The sequence below is a fragment of the Flavobacterium sp. Root935 genome, from assembly GCF_001429295.1.
GTDB lineage: Bacteria > Bacteroidota > Bacteroidia > Flavobacteriales > Flavobacteriaceae > Flavobacterium.
On the sequence record NZ_LMJL01000011.1, the window covers coordinates 17,317 to 35,599 of the forward strand.

General features: G+C 33.8%; 10 protein-coding genes. 7 read left to right on the top strand and 3 right to left on the bottom strand.

Going from position 1 to position 18,283, the window contains the following annotated elements:
- The first annotated feature begins 443 nt into the window (after positions 1-443).
- Genes ASE40_RS13945 through ASE40_RS13955 form a run of 3 tightly spaced genes read left to right on the top strand, consistent with a single transcriptional unit; the run spans position 444 to position 7,138 of the window.
- Positions 444-3,695, top strand: coding sequence for a SusC/RagA family TonB-linked outer membrane protein (locus tag ASE40_RS13945; protein ID WP_057117706.1), 3,252 nt, complete (start codon positions 444-446; stop codon positions 3,693-3,695).
- Positions 3,696-3,714: 19 nt separating this feature from the next.
- Positions 3,715-5,511 carry a RagB/SusD family nutrient uptake outer membrane protein gene (locus ASE40_RS13950; RefSeq protein ID WP_057117707.1) on the top strand — a complete coding sequence of 599 codons (1,797 nt, stop codon included), beginning with the start codon at positions 3,715-3,717 and terminating at the stop codon, positions 5,509-5,511.
- A 43-nt stretch (positions 5,512-5,554) separates the two neighbouring features.
- The gene (locus tag ASE40_RS13955) at positions 5,555-7,138 is read left to right on the top strand and encodes a DUF4957 domain-containing protein (protein WP_057117708.1); all 1,584 of its coding nucleotides are present in this window, start codon (positions 5,555-5,557) and stop codon (positions 7,136-7,138) included.
- A 207-nt stretch (positions 7,139-7,345) separates the two neighbouring features.
- Here ASE40_RS13955 and ASE40_RS13960 read toward each other — a convergent pair whose 3' ends face one another.
- The 3 genes from ASE40_RS13960 to ASE40_RS13970 all read right to left on the bottom strand — a co-directional run bounded on the left by ASE40_RS13960 (position 7,346) and on the right by ASE40_RS13970 (position 9,103).
- Positions 7,346-7,546 carry a hypothetical protein gene (locus tag ASE40_RS13960; protein ID WP_057117709.1) on the bottom strand — a complete coding sequence of 67 codons (201 nt, stop codon included), beginning with the start codon at positions 7,544-7,546 and terminating at the stop codon, positions 7,346-7,348.
- A 70-nt stretch (positions 7,547-7,616) separates the two neighbouring features.
- A complete protein-coding gene (locus tag ASE40_RS13965; RefSeq protein WP_241774373.1) occupies positions 7,617-8,537 on the bottom strand; it encodes a helix-turn-helix domain-containing protein in 921 nt (306 codons plus the stop codon).
- A gap of 2 nt (positions 8,538-8,539) precedes the next feature.
- Positions 8,540-9,103 carry a DUF6642 family protein gene (locus tag ASE40_RS13970; protein WP_057117710.1) on the bottom strand — a complete coding sequence of 188 codons (564 nt, stop codon included), beginning with the start codon at positions 9,101-9,103 and terminating at the stop codon, positions 8,540-8,542.
- A 185-nt stretch (positions 9,104-9,288) separates the two neighbouring features.
- Between ASE40_RS13970 and ASE40_RS13975 the strand changes: the two genes are divergently transcribed.
- The 4 genes from ASE40_RS13975 (at position 9,289) to ASE40_RS13990 (ending at position 18,250) form a co-directional block, all read left to right on the top strand.
- Entirely contained in the window at positions 9,289-9,894 is a 606-nt protein-coding gene (locus ASE40_RS13975) for a nucleosidase (protein ID WP_057117711.1), read from the top strand.
- Positions 9,895-9,957: 63 nt separating this feature from the next.
- Positions 9,958-10,473, top strand: coding sequence for a hypothetical protein (locus ASE40_RS13980; protein ID WP_057117712.1), 516 nt, complete (start codon positions 9,958-9,960; stop codon positions 10,471-10,473).
- A gap of 313 nt (positions 10,474-10,786) precedes the next feature.
- Positions 10,787-14,920, top strand: a complete 4,134-nt coding sequence (locus ASE40_RS13985; protein ID WP_057117713.1) for a hybrid sensor histidine kinase/response regulator transcription factor — start codon at positions 10,787-10,789, stop codon at positions 14,918-14,920.
- Between the two features lie 303 nt (positions 14,921-15,223).
- On the top strand, positions 15,224-18,250 hold the full coding sequence (locus ASE40_RS13990) for a SusC/RagA family TonB-linked outer membrane protein (protein ID WP_057117714.1): 3,027 nt from the start codon (positions 15,224-15,226) through the stop codon (positions 18,248-18,250).
- Positions 18,251-18,283: the final 33 nt, after the last annotated feature.

Genomic DNA, 18,283 nt, shown 5'->3' on the forward strand with positions numbered 1-18,283 from the left:
AATTTTAAGTGTAAAAATAACACCTAATAATTTCATAATTAATATTCATGTAATCGATTGTTTTTTTTATAAAAATCGAATCAAATGAACGATTAATAATAATATATTTAATATTTTATATTGGTTAAAATTATATATACCACATAAAAAATAAATAAAATTTTTGATATGTAATTTTTTTTAGGAATTTTTTATGACTTTTTATTTTTCGTTTAAAAAAAATATCTATGTTTGTGTAATCGATTACAACAATTTTTTTTAAGATACGAAATCGATTAAGTAATAAAGGCTGAAAAAAGATAAACAGGACACTATTATTGAATATTAAAAAATTCTCCTTCAAAAAAAAATCTGTAATAAATAAAATAGAATGAATTGAACGTAACCACAAAAAACCACTTAAACTAAAACGAAAAAAAATTAATTAACTTAAACAATCAACCATGAACTTTAAAGAACTATTAAACAAAGGAGCAGATTTTTGCTTTAAACTTGTTTTCTTACTGTGCTTATTGATCGGCAGTCAACTACACGCGCAGGGCACAACGATAGAGGGAACCGTGAAAGACGCTGCAGGACTTTCTTTACCAGGCGTAAATGTCTTGGAGAAAGGAACTAAGAACGGGACTTCTACTGACTTTGACGGTCACTATAAAATAAAATTAACCAACCCGAAAGCTGTCTTAAGTTTTTCTTTTATAGGATTTAAAAGTGTTGACGTTTCGACAGAAGGAAAATCTAAGGTAAATGCTACTTTGACTGAAGATTCTAATAACTTAAATGAGGTTGTTGTAATTGGATACGGAACATCTAAAAAATCTGATTTAACTGGAGCTGTTGCTACTTTTTCAGGAAGTGAAGTTAGAAAGATTCCAGTTCCAAACGTGGCAGAGGCTCTAACAGGCCGTATAGCTGGGGTTCAAGTAACTTCTTCTGAAGGATCGCCTGATTCTGAAGTTAGAATTAGAATTAGAGGAAACGGTTCTCTTACACAGGATGCATCTCCTTTGTATATAGTAGATGGTTTTCCAGTAAATAGTATAAATGATATTTCTTCTTCTGATATTGAGAATATGACAATATTAAAAGATGCTTCATCTACAGCGATTTATGGTTCAAGAGGTGCTTATGGGGTAATTATTATTACAACTAAAAAAGGTAAAGACGGAAAGATTGCTGTGAACTATAATATGTTTTATGGCATGAAAAAAATCGCAAATACTTTTGATGTTTTATCTCCGGAAGATTATGTTAAATGGAATTACGAATATGCTTTGCTTAAAGATAATACTGATTTAAGTTCTTATGAAAAATACTTTGGTAATTGGCAGGATTACGATATGTATAAAGGGATGAAAGGAAACAATTGGCAGAAACAAACTTTTGGACGTACTGGAGAGGTTCAAAGCCGTGATTTGTCTATAAGAGGGGGTACAGAAAAAATGAACTTCAATTTTAATTATGCTCATTATGACGAAGATGCTATAATGATTGGTTCAGGATATAAAAGAAACAATTTGTCTCTTTCGTTAAATTCTAAAGCTTCTGATAAAATTGATCTTTCTTTCACGGTACGTTATTCAGATACCGAGATTGATGGTGGAGGTTTAAACGAACAAAATGAAGTTTCTTCTGCAGATTCACGTTTAAAACATAGCGTGGGTTATGCGCCAATTCCACTTCCTGGTTTAACTACAGATGATACTGATGAAGCAGTTTCTGGTTATTTAGTCAATCCATTTGTAGCTATTGCAGATACAGATCGTCAGCAATTTAGAAAGAACTTTAATACTCTAGGTAGTTTTTCATGGAAGTTAACTGATAAACTGGTATTTAAAAGTGAACTTGGTTTAGATAATTATAATTATCAAGATTATCGTTTTTTCGGACGCTCTACTTATTATGTTAATAATAATCCTGCAGCCGAAAGACAAGGTATGCCAGCCTTAATGATGGGAGATAGAAAAGATACTCGTTTCAGAAATGCTAATACATTAAATTACGACTTCAAAAAATCCCTCGGTGAAGATCATAGCTTGAGAATTCTATTAGGAGAAGAGTCTATTAATTACGAAAGAAATGATGTTAGTAGTGTTATACAAGGCTTTCCATTGTTCTTTAACTTTGATCAAGCTCAAAAGTTAACAACTCAAGGAACTCCAATATCTGTTGATAATTACTATGCACCAGATGATAAATTACTTTCTTTCTTTGGCCGTGTAAATTATGACATTAAAGATCGTTACCTTTTTACAGCAACTTATCGTGCAGATGGTTCTAGTAAATTCTTAGGTGACAATAAATGGGGATTCTTTCCTGCTGCAGCAGCAGCTTGGAAAATTTCTGGGGAAGAATTTATGAAAAATGCTTCGTGGGTTAATTTACTTAAATTGAGAGTAAGTTATGGTGAAGCAGGTAACAATAATATTCCAACTGGACAAATGGTGCAGAGTTTCTTTTCATCTACCTCAACTTGGATTAATGGAGTTGATAATTATTGGGCTGCTTCTAAAACAATGGCAAATCCTGATTTGAAATGGGAGACAACCGTAACGCAGAATTTAGGATTAGATTTTGACTTGTTTAAAAATAAGGTAACCGGATCTGTTGAGATCTATAAAAATATCACAAAAGATTTATTAATGAATTTTCCAACTCCAGGAAGCGGTTATGATTTTCAATACAGAAACATGGGAGAAATTCAAAATTCTGGTGTAGAGGCGACTTTAAACTTAAATCTTATAGAAAAACCAAAGTATGGATTAAGTCTATCTTTTAATGCTGGATTTAATAAAAACCGCATCAATTCTATTGGTGTAATGGATAATTATGGATTTCCTTCAGGTTGGGCCTCTACTGCAATTGGAAATGATTATTTAGTGAATGTTGGACAACCTGTCGGTATTATGTACGGATATAAAAGTGCAGGACGTTATGAAGTATCTGATTTTACATATGATGGAACAAAATACACTTTAAAACCGTATTTCTTGCCAGATGGTGTTACAAGAAATCCAGAAGGAGTTGCAAGCGCATCAACAGTTGTAGGGACAATAGCACCAGGTTCTATGAAATTACAAGATGTTAATAATGATGGTGTCGTTGATGTAAATGACCGCACAATTATTGGAAATGCAAATCCAAAAAGTACCGGAGGTATAGTTTTAAATGCAAATGCTTATGGATTTGATCTTTCGGCAGCATTCAATTGGAGTATTGGGAATGACGTTTACAACGCTAATAAAGTTGAATTTACTACTTCAAACCCGAATGGACAATATAGAAATTTAACTTCAGAAATGGCAGATGGACAAAGATGGACAAATTTAGATCCTGCAACAGGACAATTAGTAACAGATCCAGCAGCATTAACTGCGCTTAATGCTAATACAACCATGTGGTCTCCATATATGGCTAGATATGTTTTTAGTGACTGGGCAGTAGAAGATGGTTCATTCTTAAGATTAAATACATTGACTTTAGGATATACCTCTCCAAGTTCCTTAACTTCTGCATTAGGAATATCTAAATTGAGATTTTATTTTACTGCAAGTAATGTTTTCACTATTACGGGTTATTCTGGACCAGATCCAGAAGCTTCTACAAGAAGAAGTTCGGCTCTTACACCGGGTGTAGATTACTCTGCATACCCGAGAAGCAGACAATTGATTTTTGGTTTAAACCTTAATTTTTAATTAAACAAAATTTCACAAGATGAAACATAAAATATTTATAGCAGGATTAATTTTAGCAAGTATTTTTACTTCCTGTTCAGACGATTATTTAGATGGAGAGGCAAAATCAACATTAAATGAAGCTTTAATTTTTTCTACCCCTGGATTAGCTGAAGGTGCAATAGATGGAATTAAAATTCCATTTGCAGAAACTAACTCTTACAGAGGTCGTTTTCTTCCTTTTTATGGTTTAAATACAGATGTTGAATGGTATAACTCTTCTCAGACTGTTAGTGATGCATCAGATTTATGTACTTATGATCCAAAACCAGAGAATTCTCAAATGAATACCACAAATAATGCCTGGGCAATGATGTACTCGGGAATTGAGCGTGCTAATGTTTGTATTCGTGGTTTGCGTGCATATGGTGATCCTCGTCCAGGTACTGAGTTAGGGTATTTGCTGGGAGAAGCATTAACGTTAAGAGCGATCTATTACGCAGATTTAGTAAAAGCTTGGGGAGATGTTCCTGCTCGTTTTGAGCCTATTGAATCAGCAACAATTTATATTCCTAAATCTAGTCGTGATGTTGTTTATAAACAAATTATTGCCGATTTAGGAGAAGCATCAACTTTAGTTCCTTGGCCTGGAGAAACTCCAGCTACAAGTAGTGTAGAAAGAATTAATAAGGCATTTGTAAAAGGTTTTCGTGCACGTTTAGCACTAGCCGCTAGTGGTTATCAGCAATATCCAGACGGTATAAGAAGAAGTACAGATCCAGAATTATCTGTTGCAAATATGTATGCATTGGCTTTATCAGAAGCTCGTTCTGTTATTTCAAGTGGAAAGGCTCATTTAGAATCTTCATTTGAAACATTTTGGAAAAAATACAATCAAGAATATTTAGTAGCGGGAGGAGAATCTTTATGGGAACTTCCTTTTTCAGATGGTAGAGGCCGTATGTTATTTACTTTTGCTGTTCGTCACACCACAAACGATCAATTCCATGCTAATGGAGCTAATCGTGGAGGAACTGCAGGACCGCTTCCTACTGTATTTTATGATTACGATCAAGCAGATACAAGAAGAGACGTAACTTGTGTTCCGTACAAATATGGAACAGCTGTAAACAACATTGCTAAGCAAGAATTAGGAGCGCTAAACACTTGGTATTTTGGAAAATATCGTTACGAGTGGATGACTCGTTTTGTTACTTCAACAAACGATGATGGAGTGAATAAAATTTACATGCGTTATGCAGAAGTTCTTTTGATTGCCGCTGAAGCAGCAAACGAATTAGAAGGCCCAGGTGCAGCAGCTCCATACTTAAAGGAAATAAGAAGAAGAGCTTTTCCTGCTGCAGTTCAATCAGTAAAAGTTGATAATTATGTAGATCAATTGACCAGCAAAGAAGCAATGTTTAATGCGTTGGTTGAAGAAAATAAATTTGAATTTACAGGTGAAATGGAGCGTAAGCAAGCGCTTATTCGTTGGAATTTGTTAAAAGTAAAATTAGACGAAGCTAAAGTAAATATGAAAAATTTAGCTGATCGTACTGGACGATATGCTGATGTCCCTGCCACTCTTTATTATAGATATAAAGCAGATAATGTAAGCTTGGAGATTTATGGTCTTAATCGTGGTGAAAGTACTAACCCTGGTACAGGTTATTCATCTATTCCGTGGACTTGGACGGGCGCAACTGCAGATACTAAGATAAATACTTTGTATAAACCAGGTATGAATCCAAATGATAGACAATTCTGGCCAATCTGGCAGGTTTTTATTGAATCTAGTAATGGAAAATTAGTTAACGATTACAATTATACTAAGTAAATCTCAAGAAAGAGTATCATTAATTTATTAAGACATTATGTTTATGAAAACAAAATATATATTTAAAGGATTAATAGTTATGCTATTGCTGGCACTGTCTTTTTCAAGCTGTGAAAGTTATAACGAAGCTTTAATAAATGAATTGGATGTAAGCAGAGAATTTTCACCAATTGGACTGAAGGCTACAGTTAGAAATCAAACTACAGTAGAATTAAATTGGACTGTTAAAGAAGATGCAGATCATTATGTAGTAGAATTTAGCGCAGATGATCCAGATTTTAAAACGATTTTTAAAACAGTAAATGTTGCTCCAACAGAACTACCTGTTCAAGTAGCGCTAGAAGGAGAAACAGTTTATTCTATTAGAGTGAAAGCAGTAAGTGCTGCAGGTTTAGAAGATTCTAAATGGTCTATTACTTCAGCGACGACTTTATCTGAACAGCTTTTCTTGGCTTCGATTGATGGTGATATTGAAGCAAAACAAGTTACTTTAAGATGGACACCAAACAGCAACGTTACACAAATTGTTGTTAACCCTGGAGCAATAACACATGTTATTACACCAGCCGAAAAAACAAGTGGTGTAGCTGTAGTAACAGGATTGACAGGAGAGACTTCTTACACAGCAGATTTGTTTAATGGTACTAAGAAAAGAGGAAATAAAGCTTTTACAACTGCAATTGATATCGGAACTGGTATTTTAGTTAAGAAAACAGATGACTTAATGCAAAAAATTGCAGACGCAGCTTCTGGAGCAGTTCTAGTTTTAGAGCCAGGAGATTACACAGCCGATAATCAAACGGGAGCAATTACGTTAAATAAATCAATTACATTAAGAGGATTACGCTCTTATGACAAACCAAAACTTCATGTGAATTTCGTATTAACAAATGGTTCAGCTAATCTAAGTTTAATAGATTTAGATTTAAAAGGTGACAAAGGAGCTGCCGGTGCTGCTGTTTCAGTTGTTAAATACAATGATAACAATGTTACATATGGTGCGCTTTTAATAAGCGGCTGTAATATTCATGACTATGGGGTATCATTGATTAGTGCAAACTTAGCCGCTTCTAAAATTGCTTCTGTTATAGTAGAGAATACTTTTGTAACAAATGTTCTTACAACTGGGGGAGAATTTATTGATGTTAGAGGTTCGCAAGTAGCTCAGCTTACTCTTAAAAACAGTACGTTTAATAATTGCGCAACAGCGAGGTATTTTATTCGTATGGATGCAGGACTTACTGGTTTAACATCAAATGTGTTAATTGATGCTTGTACTATTTCTAATCCAAATATGCTTGCTACTAATGGTAACGCAATTTTATACACAAGATTTGTTACAACTGCGGGAATAATTGTACGTAATACATTGTTTGCAGCTACGCCGGCACCTTACACAAGAGAGGCAGCAACACCAAATCCGACATTTACAAATAACAACTATTTCAATTCACCAAACTTAAATAGTACGGTTAATGCACTTGCAAATAACAGACCAGATTTGTCTGCATCTGCAACAGCATTAGATCCTCAATTTGTCAATGCCGCAAGTGGAGATTTTACACTTAAAAATCAAGCTTTAATTGATAGAAAAGTTGGAGATCCATATTGGTATGGTGGTAGATAACTAGAATTCATGGTTAATAAATAGGAAAAGCGGTATACAAGTAAAATTGTATATCGCTTTTTCGTTATTATTTTCATTTTCCAGTTTTACCGTAACTGAAAACTGTCAGTGAACACTAAAAAAATTATTCAATAACTAAATCAAACTTTTGCAATAAAATTTAGTTTCCATATTATCTGGTAAAAGATGTTGAAGGCGTTTTGATTTTTATTCCAATTCGATGCATTCAAAAATGCCATTGTTTAGAATTAGATTTGGAATATCAAGTTCACTGTCAACCCTTAAAATATTGTCGCAGTCTTCAAGATCAAAATTCCATAAAGTATTTGGCAATAATTCATGAAGCAGAACAGAAGCCGACTCAAATTTTGATGGACTGTCAACAGAAGTTTTAAATACATAAATCATAATTTGCGTTTTTGAACTGGCAAATTTCTGAAAAAAGTAAAGCTGTTTGTTAGGATTCTTTAATCAATAATTAGGACTTATCAATCATTTTTCGATAACGAATGGGTGAAATTCCTTCTGCTTTTTTGAAAAAACGACTAAAGTACGATTGGTCTTCAAATCCTACTTGTACTGCGATTTCGCCTACAGAAAGTGAAGTTTGAAACAGTAAATATTTGGCTTCTAATAATATGTTGTCGTCAATCCATTTTACTGCCGATTTTCCAGTTACTGTTTTGACACATTTATTTAAATGGTTAGGTGTTACGTTTAGCAATGACGCATAATAATTAACTTGATGCTGTGTTTTTATTTGATCATGAATAAGTTCCTTAAATTTTCCTGTGATTACCTCAGCGGCCGAAATCCCTTTAGAAGTTTTAACAGCATTTTTATTCATTTCATAAAATAAAGTAATCAAATACGACTGAACGATATTCAAATCTGTAAATGCAGTTTCTGAATATTCTTTTTTCAATCGATCCAAAATATTGGTAATAGGATTTATTTCTGGAGGAGTAAGTGTAATTTTAGGATTCCCAGATATTTTTAAAAAATCAAAATCATTCAGCAATTCACGGCTGCCGTATTTTCGAATTAAAATATCGGGATGGAATTGACAGACATAGCCTTTGTGTATATTGTTAACATTGTCAAGCGAAAAAATCTGACCCGCAGGTATCATAATCATTTCATTATCGGTCGTTGTATATTCCTGATAACCCAGTTTCATGACATGTCTTCCTGATGAAATGAAAATTAAGGTATGACAAGAATGTTTAGAAGGCGGAACAGGATGCTGCATCTGCATTACTTCTTCAATCTCAAGACAAAAGAAATGATCAGAATTTGATTTGAAAAGCAAATGTATCGGATTGTCTTCTCCTAAAAATTTCTCCCGAAATCCTTTTGCTTCGTAGGTCTTTATTTTTTCGACTCCCTTTGTTTTCATGCTTAATAGTATAATCTAAAATCAAGCAGTTTGCACAAATTATAGTGTTTCATATAAAGATCTTCGACAACCTCAAAAAGATTATCGTTCTCTTGATACAAACTAAAGAATGCTTTGTCAATCGTACTGCAGCTCGCAATTTTATTATAAGTAGATCCGTAACCAGAGATGGCTCTTGCACCCGTAATGTCTAAAAAATATTGGGCTTCATCTTCATTTAAATCTAAAACTTTAAGATTTGCAAAATGAATAATTTTGCCTTTCATTTTTCCTTCAAAAAGTTCGGCAATTTCTTCTAAACTGTAATAATAGTCATGAAGGCAAATGTTATTTTCTTGTCCCGGCATTGCCAGATAGATGATTTCATAATCCTTGAAATTATGGTCTTCATAAAGTAAAATATTCAAACTTTCTTCTAAACCTTCAATCGTGTCGCAAGTTTTATGAATGCTCGAAATGCCTTGGTCGATTGCCAGTTCTTCCAGACATTTTACCACATGTGTTGGGCTAACGTCGTCTATATCTTTAACACCTTCAAGGCAGAAAATAAATTTTTCATTATCCATACAGTTGCGCTTTCTGATTTTTTAAGGATTGAAATTCCTTGTTTTTTGATTTTAACAAAAGTATTTTTTCTAACTTAAAATCTACCATAGAAAACAGAATTTAACGTGTTTTTTAGAAATTAACCAGAAGCTTTATTACGTAATCTTTTAAGCGTATTTTTGTAGACTGAAAATTACCATTACGCATGATACAAATTAATCAAACGGCATCTTTTGCCATAGAAGACATATTATTCTCCTTTGCCCTAGAATCTGAAGCGGCCGAAGTTTTTAAAGGCCATAATACTTTAATTACTGGAATCGGAAAAGTAAATGCGGCTTACGAATTGACAAAAGCAATTCAAAAGAAAAAGCCTTCGATAATTATAAATCTTGGATCGGCGGGAAGCGGCTGTTTTCAAAAAGGCGAAGTTATCTGTTGTACCAAATTTGTGCAGCGTGATATGGATGTTCGCGGATTAGGTTTTGCATTATACGAAACGCCATTATCTGGTTTGCCTCCAGTTCTAGAATATGGTTTGTTAATGGATAATTTAAATGAAGGAATCTGCGGAACCGGCGATAATTTCGAAATGGGTCATTGTTCAGATGCTTACCAAGTGGTAGATATGGAAGCTTATGCTTTAGCCATGATTGCCATGAAAGAGAATATTCCGTTTTTATGCCTTAAATATATTTCAGATGGCGCCGATGATAATGCAGCCGAAGATTGGACCGTTCAGGTGCATAAAGCCGCTATTGCTTATGGTAAGATTTTGGGATTGATAAAAGAATCAGAAGCCATTTCTTAGTTGAAATGTTTTTTTTGTTTAGATTGCATAAACAGAAACTCAGATATTTTGAAATAAATAATTATGGAAGATTTTATTAATGAGCTTTTAGGAGATGATCTTGAAATAGTTAAAAAAGTAGATTTTAATGATCTCATTTTTGTTTTTTTTAAACCCAAAGGCTATAGTAATCCATATAAGGATGAAAGACTAAATTTAGTATCAAGTTCAGGGCCGTTAAAAATAAATATTAAGACAAGGGAGTATGAATTTACTCACATATATGAGTTTTATTCAGAATATGGAGATAACGAAATAATTTTTCCGAAAAAGGATGAAGTTGCTCTTGATTGGGGCGAGGTTCTGTACAATATTAAAATGCGGGAACGTTTTAATTCGGAAGATTTTTTTTTACTATTAAAAAATTATAATCTACCTCTTGATAGTTTTGATATTTATAGCATTAATAGTCGAGATACTATTGAGATTGAAATAAAACATGATGAAGCTGTTAACTATTTAATAGAGTTTCTCGAGAAAATTAATGGTAATTATATAAAAAAAAACACCAATCATTTTCTCATACAATTAAATATATAAGTTTTAAGTGATAATTAGATGAAGTAAAAAAAAGCAACAGGAGTATTTCTAACTCCCAAGCTCTAAAAAATGTTCTTGAAATAACTTAAACACGCTGCGCAAATATCTCTGAGTTTGAGTTGCTCAGTCGGAGTGAGCTCCAAATTTAAAAAATACTCTTAAAAATAACTCAATAAAGTACATCTACACCCCTTAAAAAGAAAAAACTGCCACCTCTTTTTTTTGCATAAGCTCTATTTTGCAAAGCATTCGATTGATTTTTTTCATAGGTTTATTGCAATTAAATTACTCGAGCTTTTATTAAATTTCGTTTATGAAAAACATTACAAACGGCATCTTAAGTTTTATTCTATTTTTTGCAATTGCTGTGAGTTCGTGTGCTCAAAGTTCAGATTTGTATTTTGATCATATTAATTATGATACCCGTTTTTCGCAGAGCATGATTTCGAGCATTCATCAAACCAAAAAGGGATTTATCTGGATAGGAACAGCGAATGGTTTGATTAGTTACGATGGCTATGATTTTCTGCGATATGTGTATAATAAAGACATTCTCAACAGCATCAGCAACAATCATGTTAATGTAATTTTAGAAGATAATAAAAAAGAAATTTGGGTAGGAACGAATAATGGCTTAAATCTTTTTAATAAAAACGAAAAGAGTTTTCTACGAGTTGATGTTCAGAAAATCAAAGGTGGACGAAACTACATTTCATCCATAATTCAAGACGATCAAGATAGGATCTGGGTTGGGACTTTTGGCGGTATTAAACGTCTCGACAGACAAAAATATGTATTGGAAGAAATCTCAAACGATCATAATTCGCCATTTAGGAAAAGCAGAGTTTTGTCTTTGTTTTACGATCGTAATTATGGCGTTTTAGTCGGTACTTCTAAAGGTTTAGAATGTTTTGATCCTAAAAACGGTTCGAAGAAAACTTTGCCAAAAATTTGGAGTGATAATACAGCTTTGTTAAAATCTAAAATCTGGAAGATTCTAAAAGAAAAAAATGGCGATGTATGGTTTGCAACCGAAGCCAATGGCGTATTCCATTTTGATGCAAGTCAGAATTCAATAACCAATTTTCTGCTAAATATGAGTAACAGAAAAAGTTTATCGTCAAATTGGGTAAATGATATTGTTGAGGTTGATGCCAATACAATCTGGTTTGCTACAAAAAACGGACTATGTGTTTACAAGAAAGACAGAAATGAATTCACGAAATACGGTCATAATGCGCTGGAGAGTTACAGTCTTTCAGACGATGATGTAAAATGTTTTCTTAAAGACCGCCATAATGATATTTGGATTGGAACAAACGGCGGCGGTGTCAACTTTTTTCAAAAAACCAACACCAATTTTACCAGCGTAAGAGAAGTTATAAAACCCAATTTCGGATTAAATACTGCTTTTGTCAATGCAGTGGCACGAGAAAATGACGGATCGGTTTGGGTGGGAACCAACGGCGGCGGTTTGAATTATCTTGATTTTAGAAACAATAAAAGTACTTCGTATGCTATTGAAAGTTATGATTTTGACAAAAGCGTAAATATGATAACTGCTTTGGTCAATCAAAACGAGCAGTATTTGTTTTGCGGAACTTTCAACGGATTATTTAAGTTCAATAAAAACAGTAAAACGTTTCAATTTATATCGCTTTCGCGAAAAGATTCCAAAGAACGAGAACGTCCAATTACGTCTCTTTTAATGGATAACGGCGATTTGTGGGTCGGTACAAATGGCAACGGATTAAAAAAAGTAATGCCAGATGAAACGGTTGAAATTTACATGGCAGATGGAACTTCCAATTCACTAAGCGATAATTTCATTACGGATATTATCAACAGGAAAGACGGACTTTGGATTGCCACACAATATGGCTTAAACTATTTTGATAAAAAATTAAAACAAGTCACCAAAGTATTTAAAACAGGTTCTGCAAACGGATTGTCGAACAACAGTTTAACCGTTATGTTTACCGATTCTAAAAATAGATTTTGGATTGGTACCGAAAGCGGAGGCGTAAATTTATTTGACGAACGAAAAGGCCGTTTCTTCGAGATCAACCGATCAATGGGTTTTACGGATGAGACCATAAAAAGCATTTCGGAAGATTCTGAGGGAAATATCTGGATTAGTGACAATAACCTGCTTTATAAAATAAAAACCAAAAAGCTAAGTCCATCTTTTAGAATTTCTGATTTTGAGATTACGTCGTATTCTTCCAAAGATGGTTTAAAAGTAAAACAGTTTTCAAACAACTGCAGTTTAAAGCTCAATGCAAAAGAATTGGTTTTTGGATGTTCGAATGGTTTGGTGCTTTTTAATCCTTCGAAATTAATTAAAACAGAAGATAAAGCGCCAATTGTCCTGACGAAGCTTATCGTAAATAACGAAGAAATTAAACCAGGAAATAAAGAAGTTACGCTGGAAAAACGAATTAGCGAAACTTCAGAAATCACTTTAAAACACGATCAAGGATATATCGGAATAGAATTTAGTGCGATGAATTTTATTTCGCCCGAAAAAAGCGAATATGCTTATAAATTAGAAAGTTCGTTTAATAAAGACGATTGGCATAATATCGGGTCGCAGCATTATATCAATTTGACGAATTTGAATTCTGGAACTTATCTGTTAAAAATAAAAACTTCAAATGGAGGCGGAGAATGGAACCCGACAATTAAAACCCTAAAAATTATTATGCTGCCACCGTGGTGGAAAACGTGGTGGGCTTATGTTCTTTATCTAGGATTATTGACCGGCGCCGCTGTTTTATTATTTCGTTTTTTACGAAACCGAGAATTATTAAAACAAACCTATTATTTGGATCAGGTCGAGAAAGAAAGACAAGAAGAATTGTATAAAATGAAACTCGATTTCTTTACGAATGTTTCGCACGAAATTAGAACGCCTCTTACGCTTATAAGCGGACCCGTTGAAGAACTTTTGAGCGGTGCCGAAAAGAATTCGAATCTGGAACATAAATTAAAAACCATTAAAAGTAATTCTGACCGCTTATTAAAATTGGTCAATGAATTAATGGATTTTAGAAAAGCCGAAAAAGGCAGTATGAAAATCTATTGCGAACAGCAGGATATTGTTTCGTTCTGTTTTGATATTTACGAATCGTTCCGCGGAATTGCCGTTGAGAAAAAGATTGATTACAAATTTGTGCTTAATATTAATACCGCGTTGCTTTATTTCGATAAAAATCAGATGGAAAAAGTGATTTACAATCTTCTTTCGAATGCATTTAAATTCACTAGTAAAAATGGAAAAATCACTTTGGCTGTAGAGCAAAAAGAAGATTCTGATTCTATCGAAATAAAAGTAAAAGACAATGGAATTGGTATTCCAGAAAATAGAAAAAAGAAAATCTTCAAAAACTTTTTTCAGTTAGACGAACGCGGCAGCGCCAATTTAGGCAGCGGTATTGGTCTGGCTTTGAGTAAAAGTATTGTAGAACTGCATCACGGAGAAATTAAAGTACAAACAGAAGCCGATGCCAATTTCAATACGATTTTTACCATTACATTAAAGAAAGGGAAAGAGCATTTTAAAAAATCGCAGATTGTTGAAAATGCAATTAAAATAGATGAAAACGCCAATCCGATTTCTGATGTTAAAACCGAAATTGATATTTATGAACCGGAATATCTGGACGAACATGAAAACAGTACAAAAAAGACAGTTCTCGTAATTGAGGACAACGAAGAAGTACTTTCGTTTATAAACGATATTTTATACAGCGATTATAAAGTGCTGCAATTTACAGATGCCATAAAAGCTTTGGAATATATGGAGAAAGAAATTCCAGATCTTATCCTGACAGATGTTATGATGCCCGAAATGGATGGTTTTGAATTGTGTAAAATTTTAAAAACGAGTCAAAATACCAATCATATTCCAGTGATACTTTTAACGGCAAAATCTTCGACTTTAAATAGAATTGAAGGACTTTCGACAGGCGCAGATGCTTATATTTCGAAACCTTTTAGTATTGAAGAATTAAAATTAACCATTGCCAATTTATTATCTGCCAAAGAAATAATGCGTCAAAAATACGGCGAAGGTTTTATCGCAGATGCTGAGCAGGAAAATGCAAGTACACCGGAAGGTCAGTTTGTAAAAAAACTAACTCAGATTATCGAAGCCAATCTCGATAATACAGATTTTGATGTAAATGATTTAGTAAATGAAATAGGAATGAGCAGAACTGTTCTTTACAAAAAAGTACAAATGCTGACCAATCATTCCGTAGCAGGATTTATCAAAAACATGCGTTTAAAGAAAGCGGCAAGTCTTTTGTCCAATACCAGTTATTCCGTTTCCGAAGTAACCTATATGGTTGGCTTTAATGATCGAAAACATTTTAGTAAAGAATTTAAAAAGTTTTATAATTTATCTCCTACTGAATATAAAAGCGCTCAGGTTAAGAATTAACCGCATATTTCACCGCAAAGATCGTCAAGGTTTACGCAAAGTCCGCAAAGTTTAATTTTAAGCTTTGCGGACTTTGCGGTTAAAATTTTAATTATAAAAAATTGAAATTAAGTACCCAATAATTTTTTAAGGTTTTTATTACGAATACCGTTTTTTAAGGCTTTGTCACGTGTTAAATTCACAAATAAACACATTGACGCCCCCAAATGCGAATGTTTTTCTCCCCTGTAAACTTCATTTATTAGTCACATTTGCAACATAAATCATGACTGATTTCTATCTAACTAACCAAAAAAATAACTTATGAAAAAAAACAAACATGTAAAGATGTTTTTTCTTGGAGGAAATTATCTAAAACTAGTTTTATTGCTTTTTATGTGTATTCTCTCAACCACAGTGAGTGCACAAGAAAGTTCGATTACAGGAAAAGTAGTCGACAAGGCCGGACTTCCGCTTCCGGGTGTAAATGTACATGCTAAAGGAACCTCAAAAAGTACACAAACCGATTTCGATGGGAATTTTACAATCAGCGTCCCAGCAAAAAGTACGTTAGTTTTTTCCTTTATCGGAATGGACGAAGTTTCTGTTGATACCGAAAACAAGAAAAATTTAAAAGTAGTATTGAAAGAAAGTTCTCAAGCGCTTGACGAAATTATCGTTGTAGGTTACGGCACCAAAAAGAAAAGTGACGTAATTAGTTCTGTTGCATCGGTAAAACCGGGAGACATGACCAAAGTAGCAACTTCGGATGTTGGTGAAATGCTTAGAGGTAAAGCAGCAGGAGTTCAGGTAAGTTTGGCCGATGGCGGACCGGGAAGTTCTTCTTCAATCCAGATTAGAGGAAAAAAATCTATTAATGGAAGCAACGAACCAATTGTAATCGCAGATGGAATCGTAATTGGAAATATTAATGATATTAATGCGAATGATATTGCTTCTTTAGAAATCTTAAAAGATGCGGCTGCACAATCTATTTATGGAGCAAGAGCATCCAACGGAGTTATTTTGATTACTACCAAAAGAGGAAAAACAGGAAAAGCAAAAATCGCCTACAATGGTTTTTCTGGCATTCAAACTGTCAATAGAAACTTTGATGTTTACAGCGGAGAAGAATTTGCACAGCTAAAAAGAGAAGCGTACAGAACTAGTAATAATGGTGTTTACAGACCAGATAATCAGGTTTTCACTCCATTAGAATTAGAATCTGTTCAATCTGGAAAATATATTGATTGGGAAAAATTGGTTTTGAGAACAGGCGTGACTAATAACCATAGTTTGAGTATTTCATCTGGAACAGATAAAACAAGTATATTTTCGAGCATCAACTATATCAATACTTCAGGAGTTGTTCCAAATTCAGACTATGATAAAGTAGCAATGAGAATAAATGTGGATCAAAGAGTTAGAGATTGGTTAAAAGTAGGAATGAATGTTTCGCTTCAATTCTCAGAATCAAATCGTCCGAATGTGGGTAACATCTTAAATAATGCTATAAATACATCACCGTTAGGGCAGGTTTATAATCCAGACGGTTCTTTCCGTTATCTTCCAGGAGGAATTCAGGAAACACCAAACCCGCTTATTGATGTTTATGAAACCAACACAAATGAATTGAATAGAAATGATATCATGAATGTCTTTCTGGATATTAATCTTGCAAAAGGTTTTACCTATAAATTAAACGCCAGCCGCAGATCGTGGAATTATAAAGCATTGTCTTTTAATACTTCAAAATCGCTTTCTGGGATTGCTAATTCAGGGCAGGGAAGCGGGAGTATTACCTATAAAGACAATGTAGAATATCAGTTAAGTAATATTTTGCATTACAACTTCAACTTAGCTGAAAAAAATCATTTTAATGCAACTGGGGTTTATGAAATTACCTCATCGGAGTACAGTGATTTTAGTAATTCAGCGAGCAGAATTCCAAGTGATATTTTGGGTATTTACGGTTTAGAAAGTGCTTTCTTGAATACCCCTTTAATTGGAGGAAACGAAAGATCTCTTATTTCGTTTGCAGGAAAATTAGAATATGATTTTGACAGCAAATATTATTTCACAGTTTCAGGAAGAGCCGATGGATCTTCAGTATTTGGAGCGAATAATAAATGGGGATTTTTCCCAGCAGTAAATGCAGCATGGAATGTTTCTAATGAAGAGTTCATGAAAGAACACGTTCCAGTTATCAGCAACTTAAAATTAAGAGCAAGTTATGGTAAAGTAGGTAACCAGCCAAAAGATCCTTATCAGAGTATGGCAACTGCCGTTCAGAGAGATTATATTATCAATGGTGTAAAAGTTTCAGGATATGTGCCAGGCACGCAATTATCGAATCCCGATTTAAGATGGGAAACCTCAACACAGCTCAACCTTGCAACCGATTTTGGTCTATTCAAAAACAGATTAACAGGTACAGTTGAGGTTTATAATACGGACACTTCAGATTTGCTGATTTATGAAACATTAAATGCCAATACGGGATATACCTTGAAACTTTCAAATATTGGAAAAGTAAACAATAAAGGTCTGGAGGTTACTTTGAACGGAGACTTAATTAAAAATAAAGATTTCAGATTAAATGTTGGAGCAACTTTTACTAAAAATAAAAACAGCATAGTAAGTATCTACGGAAAAGACGCAGATGGCGACGGAAGAGAAGATGATGCCGTTGGAAACTTATGGTTTATTGGAAAACCAATTGATGTTTATTACCGATATAAAGCAGTTGGAATTTATCAGGAAGGCGAAAATATTCCGCTAGTTACAGGAACAACTTTGTATCCTGGAGATATTAAATTATATGATGCAGATCCGTCAAATGGTGCCAATCCAAATCCGGATCAGGACAGAGTGATCACTTCCAAAATGCCGGATTGGTTTGGTACTTTCTCTCTGGCTTTAGAATACAAACAATTCGATTTCTCAGCAGATATTTATACGGTTCAGGGTGTTACCAGAGATAACTTGTTTTTATACGATTATGTGCGTGGAGGATCTTTAAGAGGCGTTAAAAATGGTATCAAACAAGATTATTGGACACCAGAAAATCCAGGAGGAAACTGGCCGAGACCAAGAGATGGAAATGATCCGCCTTACATCAATACTTTAGGACTACAAGACGCTTCCTATGTTCGTCTTCAAAACGTTTCGGTTGGATTTAAATTTCCAGAAAATACAATTAAATCGCTGGGGTTAAGCAATATGAGACTTTATGTAACAGGAAGCAACTTGGTTACCATTACAGATTACCAGTCTTATAGTCCAGAAAAAGAAATAAACGATTATCCTGAGCCTGTTACTTGTGTTATTGGCTTACAGGTAGGTTTTTAACACAGCTTAAGACATTCAATAAAATAAAAAAAT

Coding starts and splice junctions, on each gene's coding strand:
- ASE40_RS13945 (WP_057117706.1), top strand. CDS start 444: ATGAACTTTAAAGAACTATTAAACAAAGGAGCAGATTTTTGCTTTAAA.
- ASE40_RS13950 (WP_057117707.1), top strand. CDS start 3,715: ATGAAACATAAAATATTTATAGCAGGATTAATTTTAGCAAGTATTTTT.
- ASE40_RS13955 (WP_057117708.1), top strand. CDS start 5,555: ATGAAAACAAAATATATATTTAAAGGATTAATAGTTATGCTATTGCTG.
- ASE40_RS13960 (WP_057117709.1), bottom strand. CDS start 7,546: ATGATTTATGTATTTAAAACTTCTGTTGACAGTCCATCAAAATTTGAG.
- ASE40_RS13965 (WP_241774373.1), bottom strand. CDS start 8,537: ATGAAAACAAAGGGAGTCGAAAAAATAAAGACCTACGAAGCAAAAGGA.
- ASE40_RS13970 (WP_057117710.1), bottom strand. CDS start 9,103: ATGGATAATGAAAAATTTATTTTCTGCCTTGAAGGTGTTAAAGATATA.
- ASE40_RS13975 (WP_057117711.1), top strand. CDS start 9,289: ATGATACAAATTAATCAAACGGCATCTTTTGCCATAGAAGACATATTA.
- ASE40_RS13980 (WP_057117712.1), top strand. CDS start 9,958: ATGGAAGATTTTATTAATGAGCTTTTAGGAGATGATCTTGAAATAGTT.
- ASE40_RS13985 (WP_057117713.1), top strand. CDS start 10,787: ATGAAAAACATTACAAACGGCATCTTAAGTTTTATTCTATTTTTTGCA.
- ASE40_RS13990 (WP_057117714.1), top strand. CDS start 15,224: ATGAAAAAAAACAAACATGTAAAGATGTTTTTTCTTGGAGGAAATTAT.